We start from the raw sequence: 22,946 nt of genomic DNA, 5'->3' as shown, positions 1-22,946 counted from the left end.
CCGCTAACGGGCTGCAAATATACCACCCTTTTTCTCTACCAAACAAACTTTTTATCGCCTTTTTTTGAAAGTTTTTTGTCCAATGCTTATTTACAATAAGTTACATCCAAATTATTTTTGATTCAACTTAATGTTATACCTGGATTACAACAAAATCCTTCGGTTTTATAGTATCTATATATAATAACAACTCTACTATATATTGTATATGAAGATGATTTTGCCTTAGGGATGGAAGCGGCATCCTTTTTATGTTTGCCTACTAATTTATTGTATACTATTATATATGTATTATCGAAAACCTCTTCTTATACTTTATTTACAGTAGCTTAAAATGATATGATGGACATCCCGAACCAAAGGGGAACGGTATAAACAAAACTATATAACAAAAAAAGCGAACTTTAAAAAGTTCGCTTTTCATTATATTTTAAATATCCCCTTTAAAAAATCGTGTACCCAAAAATTAATGACATTATTCCTAAACTGGAATCAAAATGCGGAACTACTGTTCGCTTTAAAGCATTTCTAAATTCTAAAGAACATCTTTTATACTTATACCCCATACCAAATGCAAAACTATTGGACTGCTGAATAGTCAAATCGTCGGCATTTTCATATTCAATATCAGAACTGGAAAGATTAAAAACTATTGAGCCATTTACAAATAAACTAGACTCATCATTTAAATAAAAATAATGACGTATTCCTACCGGAATTTCAAATGACCTAAAATCTACTTTAGCTCCTTCCGCTATAGTATTTATTTTTTTATCTGCTTTGTACCGAAAATAAGCGGGCTCACAAATTACTGTCCATTTATTGGAATTAAAGGGTAATACAAATTCCACCTCCGCTCCAAACCTAAAACTCAATTTCGTACCAAAATCAACATTTTTAAAACTTTGAGCTTCTCTTAGAATACTTAAAGAACTACTACTTATTCCCGGTCTTATATTGAATTGAACAAGTATCTTATTTTGATTCCTTTCAAATTCAACATACTCTGAATTTGAACAATCATTGTAAGTAATAAATAGCTTAACCAAATCCCCTCTTTTGTAATCGGCCTCTTGAATATTAGCTATTGGCTTTTCCTCACACCTTAAAATATCCCATAATTGCTTTTTATAATAACTATTAGTTGCAACACTTATTGAATTTGTCTTATACCTTTTGTAAACTAATTGTTGTATGTCTTCGTTTTCATAACCATAAAAAAACCTTAGTTTATTTCCTTCCACATACTCATACAAAGTCGCTTTGCCTTCAACCAAAACTCTCAAAAAAATTTGTCTTTGCTCAAATTCGGGATCCTTTTCATCACTTAGCTTACTAATTTCATCACTAGACCTATCGATATTAACTATACGTTTAAGAAATTTTGATTTTTCGTAAATTTCAAATTCGTTCACATCTTCGATAGAAATACTTTTTGAGTCACTAAACTCATTTAATTTATATTGAAATTCAATTGGATTACTCTTGGAATCACTGTTTTTTATTAAACATTCTATTCTATCTCCCGATTTATTAATAAAATAGCCTTTCTGATAAGTAATTTGGGCAACACAATGAAAGCTTAAAAAAATAATTAATAAAGTAAGTAGTAGGTTTTTCATAAATACATTTTAAAATTCAGCCAATATATAAATATTATCCCACAAAAAAAGCGAACTTCTCAGTCCGCTTTCCTCACATCATTATATTGTATGTTATGAATTCTTCATAAACTCTTCACATTTATCGACCATATTTTTGCTTCCACAAATAAACGGCACACGTTCGTGTAACTCGGTTGGCTGAATATCCATTATTCTAGTAAATCCATCGCTGGCTTTTCCGTTTGCCTGTTCTGCTAAGAATGCCATTGGATTACATTCGTAAAGCAATCGCAACTTTCCTTTAGGATTTTTAGAACTTTGCGGATACATATAAATACCTCCTTTAATCATATTTCTATGAAAATCGGAAACTAGTGAGCCTATGTATCTGGATGTATAAGGTCTGTCTCCTTCATTTTTCTGACAATACTTAATATAGTCTTTAATTCCCTGAGGGAACTGAAGATAATTTCCTTCGTTAACTGAATAAATATAACCATCTTCAGGAAACTCCATTTTCGGGTGTGATAAATAAAACGACCCAATTGCCGGATTCAATGTAAAACCATTAACTCCATCGCCAGTAGTATAAACCAACATGGTTGATGTTCCGTAAACGATATACCCCGCAGCCACCTGCTTGCTTCCTTTTTGTAAAAAGTCCTCAATAGTAACAGGCGTCCCTACCGGAGTTACTCGACGATAAATTGAAAATATAGTTCCTACCGATACATTTACATCAATATTGGAAGACCCATCTAAAGGATCAATCAATACTACATATTTGTTACCATGGTTTTCATCAATACTATTAATAGTAATAAAATCATCTTCCTCTTCACTGGCAATACCACAAACAATATTTCTCTTGGTAAGGGTTTGAATAAACTTTTCGTTAGCGTAAACATCCAACTTTTGCTGATCTTCACCTTGAATATTGGTATCTCCGGCAGCCCCAATAATATCAACCAGTCCTGCTTTATTAACTTCGTGGTTTACTATTTTTGCAGCTAAACGAATGGAATTAAGGAGACTGGAAAGTTCACCAGAAGAATATTTAAAAGACGCTTGATTTTCAATTATAAATTCTCCTAATGTTTGTTTTTTATGTGACATAAAGCGACGGTTTAGTTTGTACAAATATCCATTATTTTTTAATGAACTACAACGTTTTCAATTAAGAAAACAAATTAAATAATACAGTTTAAACTATCTTTGAAATAATTATTAATTATTATGAATTTCACAATTAGAAAAGCTATTAAAGCAGATATGACACGCGTACTGGAACTAATTAACCAGCTCGCTATATTTGAAAAAGAACCTGATGCCGTTGAAGTTACCATTGAAGATCTTGAAAATGATGGCTTTGGAAATAAACCTGCATTTGAATGTCTGGTTGCCGAAGTAGATGGTAAAGTACAAGGCACGGCTATTATGTTTCACCGCTACTCAACCTGGAAAGGGCGCATATTACACCTCGAAGATTTAGTGGTTAGTGAAGATATGCGTGGTTCTGGTATTGGCACAGCTTTACTTGACGAGGTTGTTAAATTTGGTCACAGCTTAGGTGTTAGACGTATTAACTGGGAAGTTTTAGACTGGAACACTCCTGCAATAAATCTTTACGAGAAAAAAGGAGCCCATGTATTAAGAGATTGGAATGTTGTACATTTAAGCGAGCAAGGCATAAAAGATTATATAGCGAACTTATAACATGCAGGTATTTAAATTTGGTGGTGCATCGGTTAAAGATGCTGAAGGTGTAAAAAACCTGGCATCTGTACTTCGAAAAACAGGGTACAAAAACACCCTGATTGTGGTTTCGGCTATGGGAAAAACAACCAATGCCTTAGAACTTGTTATTAAAAACTATTTTGATAACAAACCAGAATTGCAAAGCTCCCTTCAGGATGTTATTAAATACCACAACGAAATCCTCTTAACACTTTTTGAAGACGATTCACACCAGGTTTATGCGAAAGTAAAATCATTATTGGACGAACTTAACAGCATTTTAAAAAGTAATAAATCGCCCGATTATAATTTTGTTTACGATCAGATTATCGGTTTTGGCGAACTTATATCCACAACCATTGTCAGCGAATATTTAAACAGTATTGGCATTACAACTAATTGGATTGATGTTCGAAACCATATAAAAACCGACAATTATTACAGACGCGCACATGTAAACTGGGAAGCCACTCAAGAACGCATTACAAAACAATTTAATCATCAAACATTAAACATTACGCAAGGCTTTTTAGGAAGTGACGATAATAATTTCACAACTACGTTAGGACGTGAAGGCAGCGACTATACAGCAGCTATTTACGCTTACTGTTTAAATGCGAACAGTGTTACTATCTGGAAAGATGTGCCTGGTGTTTTAAATGCAGATCCGAGATTTTTCGAAAACGCGCAGTTGTTAAACAAAATAAGTTATCGAGAAGCTATAGAATTGGCTTTTTACGGCGCATCGGTTATTCACCCGAAAACCCTACAACCGTTACAGGCAAAAGAAATTCCGCTATACGTTAAATCGTTTTTACAACCAGAAGCAGCAGGAACTCGCATTGGCAAAAACATTACCCTCGACCCGATGATTCCCTGTTTTATTGTGAAAAAAAATCAGGTATTAATATCGCTATCATCGTTAGATTTCTCGTATATCGTTGAAGAGAACATTAGCGAGATTTTTAATTTACTGCATCAATACAAAATGAAAGTAGATGTTATTCAAAATTCCGCGATTAGTTTTTCGGTTTGCGTTGATGACAATTATAACAATCTTGAAAAATTACTACATCATTTAAAAGCAAAATTTAAGGTAACTTGTCAAGAGAATGTTTCACTATACACTATCAGACATTATAATCAATTAGCCATCGACCAAATTGAAAAAGACAAAACAATATTATTAAAACAATTAACTCAAGAAACCGTACAAATTGTTAGCGAGTAAAATTTAAAAGCCAACTAATTAAGGTTTAACAACCTACCTGTTTTACAGCAAACTTTAAAGGATTTTAAATCTCAATTATTGAGTAAATAAACAATTTAGTACTTTTACACCCATGACTAAACAGCAAAATACAGGGTTGGTTACTGCCAAAGAAGTCGCTAAAGTAATACATGTAGCGAAATATGGTTTTATAGGTACTTTTTTAGGATGGCTCCTTATGAAAGTGCTTAAAATTTCTACACTCAACAAAATTTACAACCGCAATAAACATTTAAACGAACTTCCATTTTTGGATGCTATTTTAGATGATTTTAAAATAAAATTTGAAATACCTGAAGAGGATTTAAAACGTTTACCTAAAGACGGGGCGTATATCACCGTTTCAAACCACCCACTGGGTGGAATAGACGGTATTTTACTTTTAAAATTGATGCTTGAACAACGCAAAGATTTTAAAATTATAGCCAACTTTTTACTGCATAGAATTGAGCCATTGGTTCCTTTCATTATGCCGGTAAACCCATTTGAAAACCGAAAAGATGCCAAATCAAGTCTTGCCGGATTTAAAAACGCTATTCTACATTTAAGAGAAGGGCATCCGCTTGGTATTTTCCCTGCCGGAGAAGTTTCAACCTATCGCGACGGCAAACTGGTTGTCGATCGCCCATGGGAAGAAGCTGCCATGAAACTGGTTAAAAAAGCAGAAGTTCCTGTGGTCCCTATTTACTTTCATGCTAAAAACAGTAAACTGTTTTACAAACTTTCGAAAATTAGTGATACACTAAGAACGGCCAAATTACCTTCGGAGTTACTAACACAAAAACGCCGTACTATTAAAGTACGTATAGGCAGACCTATTTCTGTAGCCGACCAAAAGGAATATGCAAATCTTGACGATTTCTCAGAATTTTTAAGACGTAAAACCTATATGCTGTCTAATGCTTTTGAAGACAAACCAAAAATTTTAGACAATATTTCATCGACTCTAAAAACACCAAAACCTCCTAAAAATATTGTAACACCGGTAGACAACGCTTTAATGACTAAAGAAGTTGATGCGCTACGTGAAGAAGATGCCAGATTGTTACAAAGTAAAAACTACGAGGTTTTTTTAGCCGAGCCAGGAAAGATTCCAAATGTATTAAGAGAGATTGGTCGTTTGCGTGAAATCACGTTTAGAGAGGTTGGCGAAGGCACTAACGAATCTATCGATTTAGATAATTTCGATACCTATTATCACCATATGTTTTTATGGGATAATGAAACCAAACTTATCGTTGGCGCCTACCGTATGGGATTAGGATCACAAATTTTTGAAAAATACGGCATCAACGGGTTTTATTTACAGGATTTATTTAGGTTCGAACCCGAATTATATAAAATGATGAGCCAGTCGATAGAAATGGGACGTGCGTTCATTATTAAAGAGTATCAGCAAAAACCAATGCCTTTATTCCTGTTATGGAAAGGTATCGTACATATTACGCTTCGTTACCCGGAACACAAATACCTGATTGGTGGCGTTAGTATTAGTAATCAGTTTTCAAACTTCTCAAAATCGTTGATGATTGAATTTATGAAATCGCATTACTACGACCCATATATTGCACAATATGTGCGCCCGAAAAAGGAATTTAAGGTCAAGCTGAAAGATGCCGATAAAGACTTTGTGTTTGATGAAACCGAAGCCGATTTAAATAAATTCGATAAAATTATTGATGAAGTAGAGCCAGGAGCATTACGTTTGCCTGTGTTGCTTAAAAAATATATTAAACAAAATGCGCGTTTAGTGGCTTTTAATGTCGACCCGCTATTTAACAATTCGGTAGATGGGCTGATGTACATTAAAATAGCCGATTTACCTGAAAGCACCGTAAAACCGGTAATGGAAGAATTTCAAGCCGAACTGGAACGCAAGTTTATGAATGGTAATAACGAAGAAGAGAGCAACGACTAATTGCTCTCTTCTTTTTTTATAGCTCTATTTGATTTATTTTATTAAAACCAAGGTTTCTTTCCAACTTGATAGGTGTTATAAAAATCGGCATCCGTTTTCGTTAAATAAATGATTCCTTCAATAATAGGAATAATACTGGCAATTCCACACGTTACAACACTTGCGATTAACTGAATAATTCCCTCTTTAGTATAGCCTAAAACGAATTTATGAATTCCTAAATAACCCACTAAAATCGCTAAGATTCCTGCTAGTATCTTTTTATTTTCAGCCGGATTCTCAAAACTGCTGTAAGCCTCCTTTGCACCTTCGGTAAATTCTTTAGCAGTTTCCTTTGCTCCATCAGCAAACTCCTTTGCTTTATCCTTTAAATCGTCGTTTAAATTTTTATCTTCTGACATAAGTAAAACGTTATTAATTGATTAGACTCACTAAAATTAGTGAAAAATTCTATTCTATTGTAAACAATATATTACCTGAATAACATTATAACACCTCCAACGGCCGTAACAACAAGAATAAAGCGTCTGTAATTTACATTTGAAATTAACCTGACGGCGTAGGCTCCTAAAAAGAAACCAATAATAACAAAAGGTATTAATACGGAATTCAATACTAAAGATTCTACACTTACCGTATGCCATACAAAAAAGTGAAAAGGCAATTTAAATACGTTTATTATAAAAAATAGCCAGGCTGCTGTACCTATAAATTCATTCTTTGGTAATCGTGTTGCCAGAAAATAAATGTTAGCAATTGGCCCTGCAAGATTACCAACCATGGTAGAAAAACCTGCTAAAAATCCCATCGATGAAGCAAACCAAACATTATTTGGCACATCGTTAAGCGGTTTTCTTTCGGTGTAAAACATAATAAATACCGAACCGATAATGATAATAGCCATAATGCGTTTAAAGAGCTCTTCTGAAATATCATTACCCACCCAAACACCTACTAATACACCAATTACCATGGCCGGCATAAGTTTCCAGATATAGTTCCATTTGGCATGTTTATTATAGTAAACCACCGCAAAAATATCGGCCACAATAAGCATAGGAAGTAAAATACCTGTAGAAGCCTTTTCTCCAAAAACAAAAGCCAGAACAAGAATGATAATAATACCTATACCTTTAATTCCAGATTTTGACAATCCTAAAACAAAAGCTGCAAAGGCAATAGCCACCCATTGAAATATAGTAAGATTAAATGCCTGAAGAATGTCTGAGTAATTCAATGGTATAACATGTTTGTTTGGAATACTAAATTACAAAAAGGCTTTATCCATGGGCTCCCAAAGTTCTATTTTATTGCCTTCATTATCCAGAATCCAGCCAAACTTACCGTAATCGTATTCTTCCATATCTCCTACAACAGTAACGCCTTCGGCTTTTAAAGTTTCTAATAATTCAGCTAAATTCTCAACCCGATAATTAAACATAAAATCCTTTTTTGAAGGCTCGTAATATTTTGTATCCTCAGGAAACGGACTCCATTGTGTGGAACAATCATTCCCTTCGGTATCTTTCCACCAAAAGGTACACCCGTAATCGTCTGTATTAAACCCTAAATGTTTTTTATACCAATCCTTGGAAGCCTTTGGATCTTTCGATTTAAAAAACAATCCGCCAATACCTGTAACACGTTTCTTCATAATTACTTCTTTTTAATGTTAGTCTCGTAGATAACAATCCATTGCTCAGGGGTAAGTTTCGTGCATAGCTCTGCAATTAAATCAATAGGAATATCCTCTACTTTTTTAAACCGAATGCAACTTTTACCCATATCCAGTTTACGTTTGCAATGTTTTGGATATTCACTCACAAACCAATCGTAAATTTCCGGAACTGCATACACCCCCATATGATAGAGGTTCACCGAATTTTTCTGTGAAGCAAAACTCATAAATGGCAAAGGTTCACTTGGTTTACAATGGTAACCATCGGGATAGATGGTATGCGGTACAAAATAGCCAATCATACCATATTGTATACCTTCCTGAAATCCTTCCGGAAGATTTTTATTGATAGTTTCTCGAAGTTTTCTCAATGCTTCCTGACGCTCTTCAGGAACTTGCTTTATGTATGCCTCTGGTGTTTCAGCTTGATATTGCATAATTAACTTTAGTTTCCTAAAGTTAACAAAATTTAGCTTTAATCTTATCGACTATAGTTTGGGCTAATCTTTCTTTACTCTCTATAGTCCATCCGGCAACATGTGGTGTTAGCAATACATTTTCTGAATCGATTAAATACTGAAATGCCTCCGGCAACTCTGAAGAAAACAACGTTTCGAACGATGCTTTTTCGTATTCTAATACATCAAGACCTGCTCCTAGTATTTTACCTGATTTTAAGGCGTCTACCAAATCCTGAGTCACAACACTTTTGCCCCGTGCAGTGTTTATAAACCAAAACGGCTTTTTAAATCCATTAATAAAATCGGAATTAATCATTCGTAAGGTTAATGGAGTTTGTGGTGTATGTAAGCTAACCACTTCTACCTTTTCCTGAAATTCTTCTAAACTCACTTGTTTCGCATTGGCATCACCAACACCATCTTTTATGTCATAACACAATACCTCGACATCAAACCCGCGAAGTTTTTTAGCAAAGGATTTCCCCATATTTCCATAACCAATAATTCCAACCGTTCTGCCATCAAGCTCTATGCCTCTGTTGGCTTCACGTAACCATTGGCCATGTCGCACTTCTCGATCGGCCTTATTTAGTTTATTGAATAACGACAACAACATACCTAAAGCATGCTCGCCAACCGCATTGCGGTTTCCTTCTGGTGCAGCGATAAGTGTAATGCCTTTTTGCTCGGCATAATCGCAATCGATATTTTCCAAACCAGCACCAACGCGACCGATGAATTTAAGATTCGTTGCAGCATCTAAAAATTGCTTATCGATGGTAAAGCGGCTACGAAGAATAATACCATCATAATCTGAAATTTTTACTTCGACTGCTTCCTTTGAAGAAGCATAATCTTCATGATTGGTGAATCCTAAATCGTTTAACTGATTTAGCATAAGCTCGTGATTGGTGTCTAAATGAAGGATTTTCATGTGAAATAATTAGACCACAAAAATAACGATAATCGAGACACTGAAACAAGTTCAGTATGACAAATAATAGGTCCCGTTAGGGATGGCAGCGATATCCTTTTTTGAGATGCTGAAGAATTTCAGCACGAAGAAAAGATTTAGCGAACAGCCCGACCCTGAGCTTAGACGAAGGGTAACGCCCAAAACATTAAAATCCTAAAATAAGTTTAGCGATTGAAAAGTAAATTAAAATACCGAAAATATCGTTACTTGTAGTGATAAAAGGCCCTGTTGCTACAGCTGGATCGATACCTCTTTTATCAAGGAAAATAGGAATAAAAGTTCCTATTAGAGCGGCAATAACAATAACTGCTATGAGAGCTATACAAATTGTAGTTGATACTAAATATGGGGTATCGAATAAAAAGTGTGTTATTGGCAAAACGATTAATGCAATACCTAAACCATTAATCAATCCCAGTAAAAACTCTTTAAATAAACGTTTAAATATTTTGCCGTCAATGGTATCGTTAGCCAGACCCTGCACGACAATGGCTGAAGATTGCACCCCCACATTCCCTGCAGTTGCCTGAATTAAAGGCACGAAAGAAGTTAGCATTGCCAATTCCTTCATTAATGTTAAGTCACTTATTTTTGTTAAGTCACTTATTGCCGATTGAAATACAGTAATAATTGCCGCTGCTCCAAGTCCGCCAAACATGCCAATAAGTAACCATGGCAAACGTGCTTTGGTGAGTTCGAAAATACTATCATCGGCTTCTACGTCCTGCGAGATACCGGCAGCTAACTGGTAATCACGCTCGGCCTCTTCTTTCATAACATCGACAATATCGTCGATGGTAATTCTACCTAAAAGCTTCATATCATCATCCACCACGGGAATAGCCTCCAAATCGTATTTCTGCATCACCCTTGCCACATCTTCGGCATCGTCGTTAACATTAACATAATCTACACTGGAAATATAGATATCGGCAATTTTCTGCTCGTTTTTAGCAACAATTAAGTCTTTTAGCGACAAACGACCAACAAGTTTTTCCTGCTTATCGACCACATACACCGAATGTACACGGGTTACTTCTTTGGCCTGTCCGCGCAAACGACGTAAGCAACCAGCCACCGTCCAGGTGTCATAAACCTTTACCAGCTCTTTTGCCATAAGTCCGCCGGCAGAATCTTCATCATACTTAAGAAGTTCTGTAATTTCAGCCTTATGATCTTCGTCTTCAATTTGTGAGATTACCTCCTGACGACGTTCTTCTGGAAGTTCGGCAATAATGTCGGCGGCATCATCGGTATCCAGCTCGGCAATTTCTTCGGCAATTTCTTTGGTCGATAAATTTCTAAGGACTTTTTCCCGATTGTCTTCATCGAGCTCCATTAAAATATCTGCCGTGGTTTCAGAATCCAGAAGTTTAATAACATACATCGCTTCTTCGAGATCCAGTTCATCAAGAATCTCGGCAATATCGGCGTAATGGAAATCGTCTAACAGGTTTTTAAGGTCCTTATCGCGGTTTAGACGGATAAGACTTTCTACCTGATTTACTAAATCGTCCGTTAGCTCAAATTGTATGTTTTCTGTTTCTTCTGCCAAATGCTATGCTTTAATATCGTTTTCTATTAATTGAGTAAGTTCTATAAACTGCTGAACATTTAATTGTTCCGGGCGTTTATCAAATATACTATTTGCTTTTAAATTATCGCTTAAATCGAATGTTTTTAAGCTATTACGAATGGTTTTTCTTCGCTGCTGAAATGCGGCTTTTACTACTTTAAAAAATAAAGCATCGTCGCATGGCAAACTGTAATCGGCTTTACGGATTAATCGCATCACTCCTGAATCGACCTTTGGTGGCGGATTAAACACATTTGGCGGTACCGTAAATAAATATTCGGCATCATAATATGCCTGAGCCAAAACAGATAAAATACCATAAACCTTACTGCCTTCTTTAGAGCAAATACGTTCGGCAACCTCTTTTTGAAACATGCCTGAAAACTCCGGAATCTGGTCGCGCATCTCCAACATTTTAAAAACAATCTGTGTTGAAATATTATAAGGATAGTTTCCTATAATTGCAAAAGGCTCTCCCTTAAAAATTTCGTTTAAATCGTACTTTAAAAAATCCTTTTCAATGATTCTTGGTGCTAAATTCAGGTAATTAGCCTGTAAATATTCTACCGACTCCGTATCAATTTCAATCACATACGTTGTAATGTCTTTTTTAAGCAGATATTTTGTAAGTACACCCATACCCGGACCAATCTCTAAAACAGATTTGTAACCGTTTAATGTAAGGGTATCTGCGATGTCTTGTGCTACGCTTTCGTCATTTAAGAAATGTTGTCCTAAATGCTTTTTAGCTTTTACCTGATATTGATTGGAATTATTTGCCACAGAATATAGAATATTTTAAATGCAAAAGTAAGTTTTATAATCCGGAATACCTGAGTTTACAATGAATTCAAGCTGAATTCCTAAAAACAGGGTTTACTTAAAGTCTACCGTATACTCGTCTACAATTTGTAACTCTGTTCTAAACGATAACACTTTATCTCCAAATCGTTTTACAGCATCGTTTCTTAGCACAGCCGCATGGTCTCTAAAATATTCATCTAAAGCCTCTCGAGAAATTGCTCTGTATTGCACTGAATACGTAACACCTCCCATTTCTTCTTCTACCAATACTCGCGTTAAGGTGGCTGTTTTAAATTTTCCAGTAGATAATACCTGTGGAATATGCTCTTTAATCCATGCTAACCATTGCTCGTGAATCGATTCTTCTATATTTGAGGTAACGTTGTATATGTACATAATGAAACTATTTTTTGCAAAGTACAGTAGTTCTGCAATAGCATCAAAGTAAATTTACCTTAAAATTGGAGTTTAAAGTTAATTTAAGGCTAATTAATAAAATCGCCACGTAAGGCCCGATAGCGTTTTCTGGCATCTACAAAGTAAATGCTGTCGGCATGATTAAATATAATTTGTTCATAATAGCTTTTAGCTTTTTCCGGCTGATTGAGAATATGCTCATAAATATCGGCTATACTAAAAAGTGCATCATCAACTAAAATACCATCACTATAATTTTCTACTATAGCTTCATAATTGGCTTTAGCCTGTTCAAACTGTTCAAGAGCTTCAAACAGCTGGGCTTGCTTAAACAAGGCCTGAGGAATTATCGCTTCGGTTTTATGTTCATTCAGAATTTTATTAAGTAAACTTATTGCCTCTTCTTCCTTATTTTGAAATGCCAACAAGTCGGCTTTAGCATAAAGTTTTAATGCCGTCTGTAAAGAATCTGAATCGTATTTGTTATCGGTAATCAGGAGTTTTAAATCTAACGCATCATTAGCTATTAATTGTGATGTTGAGGCTTTAAGAATATTTAGCTGTGATTCCGCCCATTTAAAATCACCTTTATAATAACTCGTTTTTGCAACTTTAAAACGTGCTTCCTGAGAAATAGTGCTATTTTTTAAATTACGTTGAATCTGAGTATAATAAATTAAGGCATTGTTGAACTTTTCCTGTAGTACTAAAATATCGCCAAGCTCTAACTTAACCTCTGCCTTTTGCATTTCATTTAACGGCAATTTTAAAGTGTCTTCTAAAAATTTAGTAGCCTTATCCGGTTCATTATTTGTAAACGCTAAAAAGTGAGCATAGCCCAACTGTAATTTAAAAGTTAGTAAGGACACCCCATACTGATTAAATAAATCCTGATATTTTTTATCGATAGCCGAATAATCTTCCTTTGGTGTTTGCCTGGTTTCAATCTGGATTAAATTATAATGTGCATTGAGTAATACATCTGTATCCTGAGCATTTTCAATAATGAACATTAAAATATCTTTAGCAATGTCCAGTTCGTCTTCACTTATGGTAATTTCTGCCAGATCTTCAATTTTATCGAGACTTTCAGGCTGACGCATAAAAATGGCCTTCTCCTGTATAAATGCCTTATTATAATCCTTCTGTTGAATAAACAACCAACTCAGCAATTCATTCCACAGTATTTGTGGTTCCTGTTGTAACTTTTTAAGCAGAATTTTTCTAAAAATGACATTGTTTTCATTCTCCCCGTTCTCACTTATAAACTCACTTATAAATCGTTTTACATTACTTAATGCGATAGGATTGGCTTCAGCAAAATCGACGTAGCCAACAAACATCTCTTCAATATTTCCCAGCTCTCCATTTAATTGTGCCAATTGCAAATTGAAATTATACTCCGGGTTTAAAACCATAGCCTTTTCGTACGCCTGAATGGTTTCGTTTAATAAGGTGTGATTCTGAAAACTTTTTGAAACCGCAAATACATTACTCGGTCTTTCTTCTATACTTTTAAGTGCTTCATCGTAATAGAATCTGGCATTTTCCATATCGCCTTTAAGCTGATAATTATAACCTAGATCGACTTTAAAGGCCGGATAATTTATGCGCTCTATTAATTTTAAAAGAAATACCTCTGCTTCAGTATATTGTTCAAGCTCCTGATGAGTTGTTACAATTTGATTAATGTAATTCACATTTGAAGGTGATTCGGCATACAACTTCTTGTATTCAAATAACGCCTTTTCGAAATCGCCATTATTAAAATACTCGCGCGCCAGCACATCACTTTGTGAAAAAGCAGCCGAACTAACTATTAGAAATAAAATAATAAGACATCTCATACCGTAAATATAATAAATGCCCTTTGTAGAAGTGACATCTTCCTAAAATAAAAAATGCCCGAATAACATTCGGGCATAACCAACCAAAATTAATGTTCTATTAACTACCGTCTAAAACGAAAGTAACACTCGATTGGGGACAGTCTTAATTGCACCACATAAGTGATGATAGACAGTTTAGATTGAACACTTAATTATAAAAATATTTAGAATATTGAAATCTAACCGTTAACTGCTATTTTAAGTTAGCAACGCTCTCGGTTTTATGTTCAGAGTGAAAAATATCAACATCTGAAAATAAAACTTTAGAAGCGACAAAAATTAACGTGATAAGAATAAGTAGGCGCTTAACATTTTTCATGGTAGGTTAGATTTTTTAGTTTTGGAACTTCTAACTTCGAAAAATAAATCATAAACACCAAGAAATAAGGTAATTAATCGTTAAAAAACGTCACTAATTAACACTTTATCGATTTAAAAACAAAAAAATCGAGTAATTTGTAAGTTTTTTACTCTATTTTTGTTATTCTGTTAATCAATGATTTTAAAACCTGTATACGGTTGTAAAACTTCAGGAATTACGATGCCTTCTTCGGTTTGATAATTCTCTAAAATTCCTGCTAAAACACGTGGTAAAGCTAACGAACTTCCATTTAAAGTATGTGCCAATTCGTTTTTACCTTCACTGTTTTTAAAGCGTAGTTTTAAACGGTTTGCCTGGAAGGTTTCAAAATTAGACACCGATGAAATTTCTAACCAACGATCCTGCGCTGTAGAAAACACTTCAAAATCGTAAGTCAACGCCGAAGTAAACCCTAAATCACCTCCGCATAATCTTAGAATTCTGTATGGTAATTTAAGTTCCTGTAAAATGGTTTTTACATGCTCTACCATACCATCTAAAGCCTCGTAAGATTTACTTGGGTGCTCCACACGTAAAATTTCAACTTTATCGAACTGATGTAAACGGTTTAACCCTCTTACATGCGCTCCGTAACTTCCAGCCTCACGACGGAAACATGGTGTATATCCAGTAATTCCAATTGGCAACTCGCTTTCATTAAGCACCACATCTCTAAAAATGTTTGTTCCAGGAACCTCAGCCGTTGGAATTAAATATAAATTATCGGCGGTTACATGATACATTTGTCCTTCTTTATCTGGTAACTGACCTGTACCGAAACCTGAAGCCTCATTCACTAAATGCGGCAACTGAAATTCTGTGTAACCTGCTTCTGTATTTTTATCTAAAAAGTATGCAATTAATGCACGTTGTAAACGCGCGCCTTTACCTTTATAAACCGGAAAGCCTGCTCCGGTAATTTTATTTCCTAATTCAAAATCGATAATATCGTATTTCTTAGCCAGTTCCCAGTGTGGTAAAGCCCCTTCGTATAATGTTGGAATATCACCTTCGCTGAAAACCTCTAAATTATCTTCTTCGCTTGAACCTGCCGGAACAATATCATTAGGTACATTAGGAATTTTATAAAGCAACTCATTCAACTCGGTTGATTTAGTATTTAATGCCTCAGTAAGTTCTTTTGAAAGCTCTTTTAACTCGCTTGTTTTTTCCTTTAGCTCATTTGCTTCCTGAGCTTTTCCGGACTTGTACAAGTTTCCAATTTCTTTGGATAACGCATTCGATTCAGCTAAGGTGTTATCTAATTCTGTTTGAATTCGACGTCTGTCTTCATCAAATACAATAACGTTGTTAATCATCTCAGTCGCATCGATATTACGTTTTGCTAAGCGATTAATTACCAAATCTTTGTTTTCTCTAATAAAAGGGACTTGTAACATGAGTATAAAATTTAAGCGACAAATTTAATGAATTGCAAAATATTAAGATTGCTTTTTAAACCTAAAAATCCAATTAAAAGTGCGATGCAATATATGTTAATGAAGTTTCTTTATCTTTTTGTAATTGTTCTTTTAAAGCTGTTACTGATTCGAATTTTTTCTCATCGCGAATGCGGTGTAACAGGTCTATTTGAATTTGCTGTCCGTAGATATCTTTGTTGAAGTTGAAAAAATGAACTTCAATGGTTTCTTTATTCCCTTTAACGGTTGGGTTTGTACCAATATTCATCATACCGAAAACCTTCTCTCCATCAATAACAGATTTAACAACATAAGAACCTTGTTTCGGTATTAACTTATAATCTTCTTCTATTTGAATATTTGCCGTTGGATACTCTATTTGCCTCCCTAAGGCTTTCCCTTCAACCACAGTTCCTGTAAGCATAAAGTTATAACCAAGATAAGCATTCGTTTTATCAATATCGCCTTCTTCAAGGGCTGCTCTAATTTTAGTAGAACTTACTGAAACATCGTCAATATCCTGAGCCGAAATCTCTTCGACATCAAACCCGTAAAGTTCGCCATACTTTCTAAGATCATTAATATCGGCATTCCTGTTTCGACCAAAACGATGATCATAACCAATAATTACTTTTTTAGCGTGAAGCGTATCAACAAGAATTTCTTTAACAAACTCTTCAGCAGTTAAACGTGAAAATTCTTTGGTAAATTTTTTAATAAGTAAATAATCTAAACCTAAGCCATCTAAAATGGCACGGCGTTCATTTATGGTATTAATCAACTTAATATTAGAATCCTTTTGCAACACCATTCGCGGATGCGGAAAGAACGTAAGGATTACCGATTTTAAGTGCGATAGCTTCCCTGTATTAATTAAACGGTTAATTATTTTTCGATGCCCAATATGAACTCCGTCGAAAGTTCCTATGGTAACAACTGATGGTGTATCAGAGCTGTAAGCCGTAATATTTTCAATCTTGCACATAAAAGCTATTAATTGCTAATTTGATTTAAAAAAGTTAGATTTGTTATTAGCGTTTTAATAATCTCGTTCTAAATCAGTTTTATGAAAGCAAAACTACATTATGTTTTATCAATAACAATGCTTTTATTTATCTTTTCAGCTTTTGGTCAAAATTCTTCATGGAAAAAACTAGAACGTGTTAAAGATTCTAAAAAACTATCAAAACTGCATTTAGATAGATCTAAAGTTCATTTTTTTAAACTAGACATAACATCTCTTAAAAAGAATATAGGTCCAGCAACATCGAGATACGCTAAATCTAAAAAAACGGAAACCTTAGTAGACATTCCATCACATAATGGAACCATTGAAACATTCAAAATTTATGAATCTTCTGTTTTTGCTCCATCGTTAGCAAATAAATACCCTGATATAAAAACCTATGTAGGCTATTCCTTGACTAATTCCGGTAAAAAATTAAGAATGTCTATTTCTCCACAGGGTGTATACACCATGGTTACATCCATGAACAAAGGAATGATTTTTATGCAGCCGGTAGAGAAAAACTCAGACGAGTATGTTCTTTACCATAAAGCTGATAAAAATGATTTGAAATATGAATTTCTATGTAAAACACTTGAGAACCTCGATAAATTATCTTTAAAAAGCACTTCATCTTTAAAAACAACCGTAGACGAAGGCGGCGCTAATAATCAAACCCTTCAAAAATTTAGAATAGCTATTTCTACCACTGCTGAATATACCGCTTACCATAACGATGGCATTTCTGCCAACGGAAATGCCGTTGCCGATGCCTTAGCAGCAATAAACACAACCATTGGTCGTGTTAATGAAATTTTTGAAACCGATATGGCTATTACTTTCGAATTGGTTGATGCGCCCCAACTTATTTATACCAATGCAACTACCGATCCTTATTCCGATGCCAATATAGGGGCAAGTGAAGATTATGCCGGTGAGCCAGAAGGCTGGAATTTACAGCTACAAAACACTTTAACATCTGTAATAGAAAACAGCGCCTATGATATAGGACATTTATTTGGTGCTACTGGTGGGGGCGGAAATGCAGGTTGCATAGGTTGTGTTTGTGAAGACGACACTCCCGCATCAAACGATATGCATAAAGGCAGTGGCTTTACCTCTCCCTCTAACGGAATTCCAGAAGGCGATACTTTTGATATAGATTTTGTTGTTCACGAAATTGGTCACCAAATGGGAGCAAACCACACCTTCGCATTTGAATCTGAAGGTACTGGAGTAAACTCGGAACCAGGAAGCGGATCGACAATTATGGGGTATGCTGGAATTGTAGGTCCAGACAATGTAGAAAATAACAGTGATGCTTATTTTCACTATCACAGTATAAAACAAATTCTAGATAATATTATTGGTAAATGCCAAACTACTGAAAACATTAATAACCTTCCACCTACTGCCGATGCCGGTCCTGATTATTTTATACCTGCGGGTACCGCTTATATTTTAAAAGGAAATGCGACAGACTCCAATAGAGCAGATAACTTAACCTTTTGTTGGGAACAAATAGATAGCGGCACAACAAACTATTTAAATTTCGGACCCGATTTAGCTACGGGTTCTATGAATCGCTCATTACCACCTTCAAATTCAAGTGATCGGTATATCCCTAATTTCAGTAGTGTTTTAGAAGGAAAAATTACTCAAACGGACCCTAATATTTTTAGCGACTGGGAAACAGTTTCTAACGTAGGCAGAACGCTAAACTGGGCTCTAACGGTACGTGACAGATCGCCCGGTGATGGCAGTATTGGACAGTCCAGTTACGACACAATGCAAATAACCGTTGAAGACGTTACTCCATTTACTGTTACCAATCCTATATCCTGGGCTCAGGGAACTTCACAAGAAATAACATGGGAAGTCGGTGAAACTAATAATGGTACTATTAACTGTCAAAATGTAAATATAAAGTTATCTACTGATAGCGGACTTACTTTTAATACAACTATAGCCTCAAATGTACCGAATAATGGGTCATACAATTACACTGTACCCAACCTAACCAATACAACAACTGCTAGAATATTAATTGAAGCTGCCGACAATATTTTTTATGATGTTTCAGACTTTGATTTCTCGATATCAAATGAGCCAGAATTCTTTATGGTAGGTGAAACTCTGGACCCAATAGCTTGCAAGAGCACTTCTGCTATTTTTCATTTTAACTTTGCCACTGCTAACGGTTATACAGACAATACAACATTTAGCGCAACAGGCAACCCAGCAGGATCATCGGTATCATTTTCTCCAACAAGTTTAGATTCAGATGGCACTGTAACAATGACAATTAACAACCTAGACAACATCGCTAATGATGACTATACCATCACTGTTACCGGAACCTCTAACTCCCTAACCAAAGATAAAGTATTTGAATTTCCATTTTACAATGGTGTTTGTAAATCTATTGCAAACGACAACTACGAAACCAGTACCACAGGAGTTATTTTTAACACCATCAATAATCTAAATAATGGAAAACCCTCGGGCTATTCAGATTACACCAATCTTTCTACAGATGTTAATCGATCTAACACATTTGACTTAACGGTTAATGTAAATACAGATGGTGATTACAGCACCAATACAGTTGTTTGGATTGACTGGAATCAAAATTGTAGTTTTGATGATGATGGCGAAACCTATACCTTAGGGTCGGCAACCAATGTTGTTAATGGTCCTACAAGTAATTCTCCGTTTTCTATTACAGTTCCGAGTAATGCCATATTAGGCAATACCATTATGAGAATATCTACCAAGTTTGCGGGTGAAGGTTCTCCAATACTTTGCGAAAATGGTTTTGATGGAGAAGTTGAAGATTACAGCTTAAATATCATTCCTACACTAAGCATAGAACAATTTGGATTTGATAATTTCAACGTTTTCCCTAATCCGAATAACGGAACATTTACTATTAAATTGAATGGATCTTTAGAAGGCAACATATCTGTAGATGTTTGCGACTTAGGAGGAAGATTAATTTTTAAAAACGTATATAAAAACCCTGGTGACTTTGAACAGATAATCAATTTAAATCAAGTCCAAACTGGTCTTTACCTTTTAAAGGTTAGTGATGGAATTCGAAAATCAACAAAAAAAATTATCATTAAATAATAAGGAAAGCAGAACCTAGGTTCTGCTTTCCTTATTTCCCATTAAAACTATTCATCGTATTTGATAATCCTGCTAACCCAAAGGATTTTATTAATTCAACCGATTTTTCCAAACGTTCTTTTAGCTTATCGTTTTCTTCGTCGGTCCACTCACCAAGCACATAATCGACCTGCTGACCTTTATTAAAAGTATCACTAATTCCGAATCTATAACGATTATAATTGGTAGTGTTCAGTTTAGCTTGTATGTCTTTTAATCCGTTATGCCCACCATCGCTTCCTTTAGCTTTTACTCGAATGCTTCCAAATGGAAGATTTAAATCATCGGTAATAACTAATAAGTTTTCTAAAGGAATTTTTTCCTTAGTCAACCAATATAATACAGCCTTTCCACTTAAATTCATATAGGTATTTGGCTTCAACAAAATAAAAGTTCTTCCTTTTAATTTATATTCAGCGACGTCCCCTAATTTTTGAGTTGTAAAAGTAACATCTTCCGCTTTAGCGAAATAATCTAAAATTTTAAACCCAATATTATGACGGGTATGTTCATAATTGTCTCCTATATTTCCTAAACCAACGATTAAGTACTTCTTCATAACATGTTATCGTAAATTGTAATCTTTTGTAAAAATAAAAAAGCATCCCGAATACAGGATGCTTTCATATTTAATTTAAGACTAGTCTTATTCAGCTGCAGCTGCTTCAACTTCTTCTTCTTCGTCCTCATCAGTATCAGCAACTGAGTTTCTAGAACGTCTTACTTGACACACTACAGTATTATCTGGGTGCATAAATTTGTATGCATCGTTTTCTAAAGTAGTGATGTATAATTTACCACCAATTCTTAATGGCGTGATATCTGCTTCGATAAAATCTGGTAAGTTAGCTGGAAGAGCTTTAACTCTTAAGCTACGTTTGTTTTTACGTAAAACACCACCATTTTTAACACCACGAGAGTTACCAATTAATACTACAGGAATTTCCATAGTAATTTCTTTGTCTTCGAATAATTGGTAGAAGTCGATGTGCATGATAGCATCGGTTACCGGGTGAAATTGGATATCTTGTAATACCGCGTTGTAAGTTTCACCATTTTCTAAAGCAATCACAACTGTATGCGCATTAGGCGTGTATACTAGTTTTGAGAAAGCTAATTCTTCTGCTGAGAAATGAACTGGCTTATCTCCTCCGTATAATACGCAAGGAACCTGACCAGCATTACGTAAGGCTTTAGTTGCTTTTTTGCCCACGCTTTCTCTTTGAGATCCGTTGATTGTAATTGATTTCATAATTATTTATTTATTATTACTTGTTTATATTGGAAGTACTAATGTACTTTCAAGTCTTTTTTACATTACAAATTTAGAAGCTATAGATTGGTTGTTGTGTACTTTTTCCATCACCTCAGCGAATAAATCGGCACAACTTAATACTCTAATCTTATCGCTTAATGGCTTAACAGGAATAGAGTCTGTTACTATAAGTTCTTCTAAATTTGAATTATTTAAATTATCGTAAGCATTACCAGACAATAACGCATGTGTACATATTGCTCTAACGCTTAATGCACCACGCTCCATCATTAAATCGGCTGCTTTAGTTAAGGTTCCTGCGGTATCAACCATATCATCAACTAATACCACATTCTTACCTGTTACATCACCAATTAATTCCATGTGAGAAATCACATTGGCTTTTGCTCGTTGCTTATAACAAATAACTACATCACTTCCTAAGGTTTTTGCATAAGCATAAGCACGCTTAGAACCACCCATATCAGGAGATGCGATAGTTAAATTATCTAACCCTAAGCTTTGTAAATACGGTAAGAAAATAGTTGAAGCAAATAAATGGTCAACTGGTTTCTCGAAGAAGCCTTGAATTTGATCAGCATGTAAATCCATGGTGATAATTCTGGTAGCTCCGGCAGCTTCTAAAGTTTTAGCAACAAGTTTTGCAGCAATAGGCACTCTTGGCTTATCTTTTCTATCTTGTCTTGCCCATCCATAATATGGTAAAACAGCAGTAATGTGTCTTGCTGATGCACGCTTAGCGGCATCAATCATTAACAACATTTCCATTAAGTTTTCCGGTCCTGGATTTGTCGAACCAATAATAAAGATACGAGTACCTCTAATCGACTCTTCATATGATGGTTGAAACTCCCCATCACTGTAAGTCGACATTTTTACTTTTCCTAATTCGGTTCCAAAAGCCTTAGCGATTTTCTCTCCCAGTACCTGGCTTTGGGTACATGCAAAAATTTTGGCTTCAGTTACAATTGTCGGCATAGCTAACTTGTTGTTTTTTAGCGCAAAAGCGCAGCTTGTTTTTTAACGAGGTGCAAATTTAGACATTTATTTTTACCTAAAAAGTATAATACCCAGTATTTTTATCATAATTATGAAAAATTTATATATTTTTGCTCTCGCTAAAACGCTCAAGTGGCGGAATTGGTAGACGCGTCGGATTCAAAATCCGATTCTTCGGAGTGTGGGTTCGATTCCCACCTTGAGTACATAAAACCCTTGTTAATCATTTGATTTACAAGGGTTTTCAATTTATATAGCAACAAACTAGTAACACAAAAACAGGTTCAATTTAACCATCAAGAACAAATATTAATTAAAAATTCATTTTACAACAAAGCATAAAAAAAGCACATTAAACAACAGTTTACCCCTTTATGCTTAC

The 22,946-nt window shown here is 34.9% G+C and carries 20 protein-coding genes and 1 tRNA gene; 5 read left to right on the top strand and 16 right to left on the bottom strand.

Annotated elements, in window-relative coordinates:
* Positions 1–443: 443 nt before the first annotated feature.
* Positions 444–1,622 carry a tRNA modification GTPase gene (locus tag NO995_RS07165; protein WP_258226878.1) on the bottom strand — a complete coding sequence of 393 codons (1,179 nt, stop codon included), beginning with the start codon at positions 1,620–1,622 and terminating at the stop codon, positions 444–446.
* A gap of 93 nt (positions 1,623–1,715) precedes the next feature.
* Positions 1,716–2,720 (bottom strand): class 1 fructose-bisphosphatase, encoded by a 1,005-nt coding sequence (fbp, locus tag NO995_RS07160; protein WP_240572653.1) that lies wholly within the window; start codon positions 2,718–2,720, stop codon positions 1,716–1,718.
* Between the two features lie 120 nt (positions 2,721–2,840).
* Here fbp and NO995_RS07155 point away from each other — a divergent pair, with 120 nt between their 5' ends.
* The 3 genes from NO995_RS07155 to NO995_RS07145 all read left to right on the top strand — a co-directional run bounded on the left by NO995_RS07155 (position 2,841) and on the right by NO995_RS07145 (position 6,529).
* The gene (locus tag NO995_RS07155; RefSeq protein WP_258226877.1) at positions 2,841–3,320 is read left to right on the top strand and encodes a GNAT family N-acetyltransferase; all 480 of its coding nucleotides are present in this window, start codon (positions 2,841–2,843) and stop codon (positions 3,318–3,320) included.
* Between the two features lies 1 nt (position 3,321).
* Positions 3,322–4,572, top strand: coding sequence for an aspartate kinase (locus NO995_RS07150; RefSeq protein ID WP_258226876.1), 1,251 nt, complete (start codon positions 3,322–3,324; stop codon positions 4,570–4,572).
* 112 nt (positions 4,573–4,684) lie between these two features.
* Positions 4,685–6,529 (top strand): lysophospholipid acyltransferase family protein, encoded by a 1,845-nt coding sequence (locus NO995_RS07145; RefSeq protein ID WP_240572650.1) that lies wholly within the window; start codon positions 4,685–4,687, stop codon positions 6,527–6,529.
* A gap of 41 nt (positions 6,530–6,570) precedes the next feature.
* On the opposite strand, the gene NO995_RS07140 is transcribed toward NO995_RS07145, so the two are convergent.
* From NO995_RS07140 to NO995_RS07090, 11 genes are all read right to left on the bottom strand, one after another.
* Positions 6,571–6,930: a TM2 domain-containing protein gene (locus NO995_RS07140; protein WP_240572649.1), complete on the bottom strand. Its 360-nt coding sequence runs from the start codon at positions 6,928–6,930 to the stop codon at positions 6,571–6,573.
* A gap of 71 nt (positions 6,931–7,001) precedes the next feature.
* Positions 7,002–7,766: a sulfite exporter TauE/SafE family protein gene (locus tag NO995_RS07135; RefSeq protein WP_258226875.1), complete on the bottom strand. Its 765-nt coding sequence runs from the start codon at positions 7,764–7,766 to the stop codon at positions 7,002–7,004.
* 30 nt (positions 7,767–7,796) lie between these two features.
* Positions 7,797–8,183, bottom strand: a complete 387-nt coding sequence (locus NO995_RS07130; protein WP_258226874.1) for a VOC family protein — start codon at positions 8,181–8,183, stop codon at positions 7,797–7,799.
* A 2-nt stretch (positions 8,184–8,185) separates the two neighbouring features.
* Entirely contained in the window at positions 8,186–8,644 is a 459-nt protein-coding gene (locus NO995_RS07125) for a DUF1801 domain-containing protein (protein ID WP_258226873.1), read from the bottom strand.
* A gap of 22 nt (positions 8,645–8,666) precedes the next feature.
* Positions 8,667–9,602, bottom strand: a complete 936-nt coding sequence (locus NO995_RS07120; protein WP_258226872.1) for a 2-hydroxyacid dehydrogenase — start codon at positions 9,600–9,602, stop codon at positions 8,667–8,669.
* 187 nt (positions 9,603–9,789) lie between these two features.
* Positions 9,790–11,199: a magnesium transporter gene (mgtE, locus tag NO995_RS07115; RefSeq protein WP_240572644.1), complete on the bottom strand. Its 1,410-nt coding sequence runs from the start codon at positions 11,197–11,199 to the stop codon at positions 9,790–9,792.
* A gap of 3 nt (positions 11,200–11,202) precedes the next feature.
* The gene (rsmA, locus tag NO995_RS07110; RefSeq protein WP_258226871.1) at positions 11,203–12,003 is read right to left on the bottom strand and encodes a 16S rRNA (adenine(1518)-N(6)/adenine(1519)-N(6))-dimethyltransferase RsmA; all 801 of its coding nucleotides are present in this window, start codon (positions 12,001–12,003) and stop codon (positions 11,203–11,205) included.
* Positions 12,004–12,096: 93 nt separating this feature from the next.
* Positions 12,097–12,420 (bottom strand): DUF4286 family protein, encoded by a 324-nt coding sequence (locus tag NO995_RS07105; protein WP_258226870.1) that lies wholly within the window; start codon positions 12,418–12,420, stop codon positions 12,097–12,099.
* An 89-nt stretch (positions 12,421–12,509) separates the two neighbouring features.
* Positions 12,510–14,288, bottom strand: a complete 1,779-nt coding sequence (locus NO995_RS07100) for a tetratricopeptide repeat protein (RefSeq protein ID WP_258226869.1) — start codon at positions 14,286–14,288, stop codon at positions 12,510–12,512.
* 531 nt (positions 14,289–14,819) lie between these two features.
* Positions 14,820–16,091 carry a serine--tRNA ligase gene (gene serS / locus NO995_RS07095; protein ID WP_258226868.1) on the bottom strand — a complete coding sequence of 424 codons (1,272 nt, stop codon included), beginning with the start codon at positions 16,089–16,091 and terminating at the stop codon, positions 14,820–14,822.
* Positions 16,092–16,164: 73 nt separating this feature from the next.
* Positions 16,165–17,097: a bifunctional riboflavin kinase/FAD synthetase gene (locus tag NO995_RS07090; RefSeq protein ID WP_258226867.1), complete on the bottom strand. Its 933-nt coding sequence runs from the start codon at positions 17,095–17,097 to the stop codon at positions 16,165–16,167.
* 81 nt (positions 17,098–17,178) lie between these two features.
* Between NO995_RS07090 and NO995_RS07085 the strand changes: the two genes are divergently transcribed.
* Positions 17,179–20,250: a reprolysin-like metallopeptidase gene (locus tag NO995_RS07085; RefSeq protein WP_258226866.1), complete on the top strand. Its 3,072-nt coding sequence runs from the start codon at positions 17,179–17,181 to the stop codon at positions 20,248–20,250.
* 31 nt (positions 20,251–20,281) lie between these two features.
* Here the strand turns inward: NO995_RS07085 and pth are convergent, their stop codons facing one another.
* The 3 genes from pth to NO995_RS07070 form a co-directional block, all read right to left on the bottom strand.
* Positions 20,282–20,848 (bottom strand): aminoacyl-tRNA hydrolase, encoded by a 567-nt coding sequence (pth, locus tag NO995_RS07080; protein ID WP_258226865.1) that lies wholly within the window; start codon positions 20,846–20,848, stop codon positions 20,282–20,284.
* 87 nt (positions 20,849–20,935) lie between these two features.
* Positions 20,936–21,541 carry a 50S ribosomal protein L25/general stress protein Ctc gene (locus tag NO995_RS07075; RefSeq protein WP_240572637.1) on the bottom strand — a complete coding sequence of 202 codons (606 nt, stop codon included), beginning with the start codon at positions 21,539–21,541 and terminating at the stop codon, positions 20,936–20,938.
* Between the two features lie 60 nt (positions 21,542–21,601).
* Positions 21,602–22,543, bottom strand: a complete 942-nt coding sequence (locus NO995_RS07070) for a ribose-phosphate pyrophosphokinase (protein WP_240572636.1) — start codon at positions 22,541–22,543, stop codon at positions 21,602–21,604.
* A gap of 147 nt (positions 22,544–22,690) precedes the next feature.
* Here NO995_RS07070 and NO995_RS07065 point away from each other — a divergent pair.
* Positions 22,691–22,770, top strand: a tRNA-Leu gene (locus NO995_RS07065).
* The last annotated feature ends 176 nt before the right edge of the window (positions 22,771–22,946 follow it).

Origin of the sequence: Aestuariibaculum sp. M13 (assembly GCF_024723255.1) — a bacterium.
GTDB classification, from domain to species: Bacteria; Bacteroidota; Bacteroidia; order Flavobacteriales; family Flavobacteriaceae; genus Aestuariibaculum; species Aestuariibaculum lutulentum.
Note: the sequence above shows the minus strand (reverse complement) of the source record. Positions and strands in the feature narration are given on the sequence as shown.

What these genes read in the sequence shown, in the direction of transcription:
- NO995_RS07140 (WP_240572649.1), bottom strand. Translation starts at nt 6,930, where the DNA reads ATGTCAGAAGATAAAAATTTAAACGACGATTTAAAGGATAAAGCAAAG.
- fbp (WP_240572653.1), bottom strand. Translation starts at nt 2,720, where the DNA reads ATGTCACATAAAAAACAAACATTAGGAGAATTTATAATTGAAAATCAA.
- pth (WP_258226865.1), bottom strand. Translation starts at nt 20,848, where the DNA reads ATGAAGAAGTACTTAATCGTTGGTTTAGGAAATATAGGAGACAATTAT.
- NO995_RS07105 (WP_258226870.1), bottom strand. Translation starts at nt 12,420, where the DNA reads ATGTACATATACAACGTTACCTCAAATATAGAAGAATCGATTCACGAG.
- serS (WP_258226868.1), bottom strand. Translation starts at nt 16,091, where the DNA reads ATGTTACAAGTCCCTTTTATTAGAGAAAACAAAGATTTGGTAATTAAT.
- NO995_RS07145 (WP_240572650.1), top strand. Translation starts at nt 4,685, where the DNA reads ATGACTAAACAGCAAAATACAGGGTTGGTTACTGCCAAAGAAGTCGCT.
- NO995_RS07150 (WP_258226876.1), top strand. Translation starts at nt 3,322, where the DNA reads ATGCAGGTATTTAAATTTGGTGGTGCATCGGTTAAAGATGCTGAAGGT.
- NO995_RS07070 (WP_240572636.1), bottom strand. Translation starts at nt 22,543, where the DNA reads ATGCCGACAATTGTAACTGAAGCCAAAATTTTTGCATGTACCCAAAGC.
- NO995_RS07100 (WP_258226869.1), bottom strand. Translation starts at nt 14,288, where the DNA reads ATGAGATGTCTTATTATTTTATTTCTAATAGTTAGTTCGGCTGCTTTT.
- NO995_RS07155 (WP_258226877.1), top strand. Translation starts at nt 2,841, where the DNA reads ATGAATTTCACAATTAGAAAAGCTATTAAAGCAGATATGACACGCGTA.
- NO995_RS07075 (WP_240572637.1), bottom strand. Translation starts at nt 21,541, where the DNA reads ATGAAATCAATTACAATCAACGGATCTCAAAGAGAAAGCGTGGGCAAA.
- NO995_RS07130 (WP_258226874.1), bottom strand. Translation starts at nt 8,183, where the DNA reads ATGAAGAAACGTGTTACAGGTATTGGCGGATTGTTTTTTAAATCGAAA.
- NO995_RS07125 (WP_258226873.1), bottom strand. Translation starts at nt 8,644, where the DNA reads ATGCAATATCAAGCTGAAACACCAGAGGCATACATAAAGCAAGTTCCT.
- NO995_RS07085 (WP_258226866.1), top strand. Translation starts at nt 17,179, where the DNA reads ATGAAAGCAAAACTACATTATGTTTTATCAATAACAATGCTTTTATTT.
- NO995_RS07165 (WP_258226878.1), bottom strand. Translation starts at nt 1,622, where the DNA reads ATGAAAAACCTACTACTTACTTTATTAATTATTTTTTTAAGCTTTCAT.
- NO995_RS07090 (WP_258226867.1), bottom strand. Translation starts at nt 17,097, where the DNA reads ATGTGCAAGATTGAAAATATTACGGCTTACAGCTCTGATACACCATCA.
- NO995_RS07120 (WP_258226872.1), bottom strand. Translation starts at nt 9,602, where the DNA reads ATGAAAATCCTTCATTTAGACACCAATCACGAGCTTATGCTAAATCAG.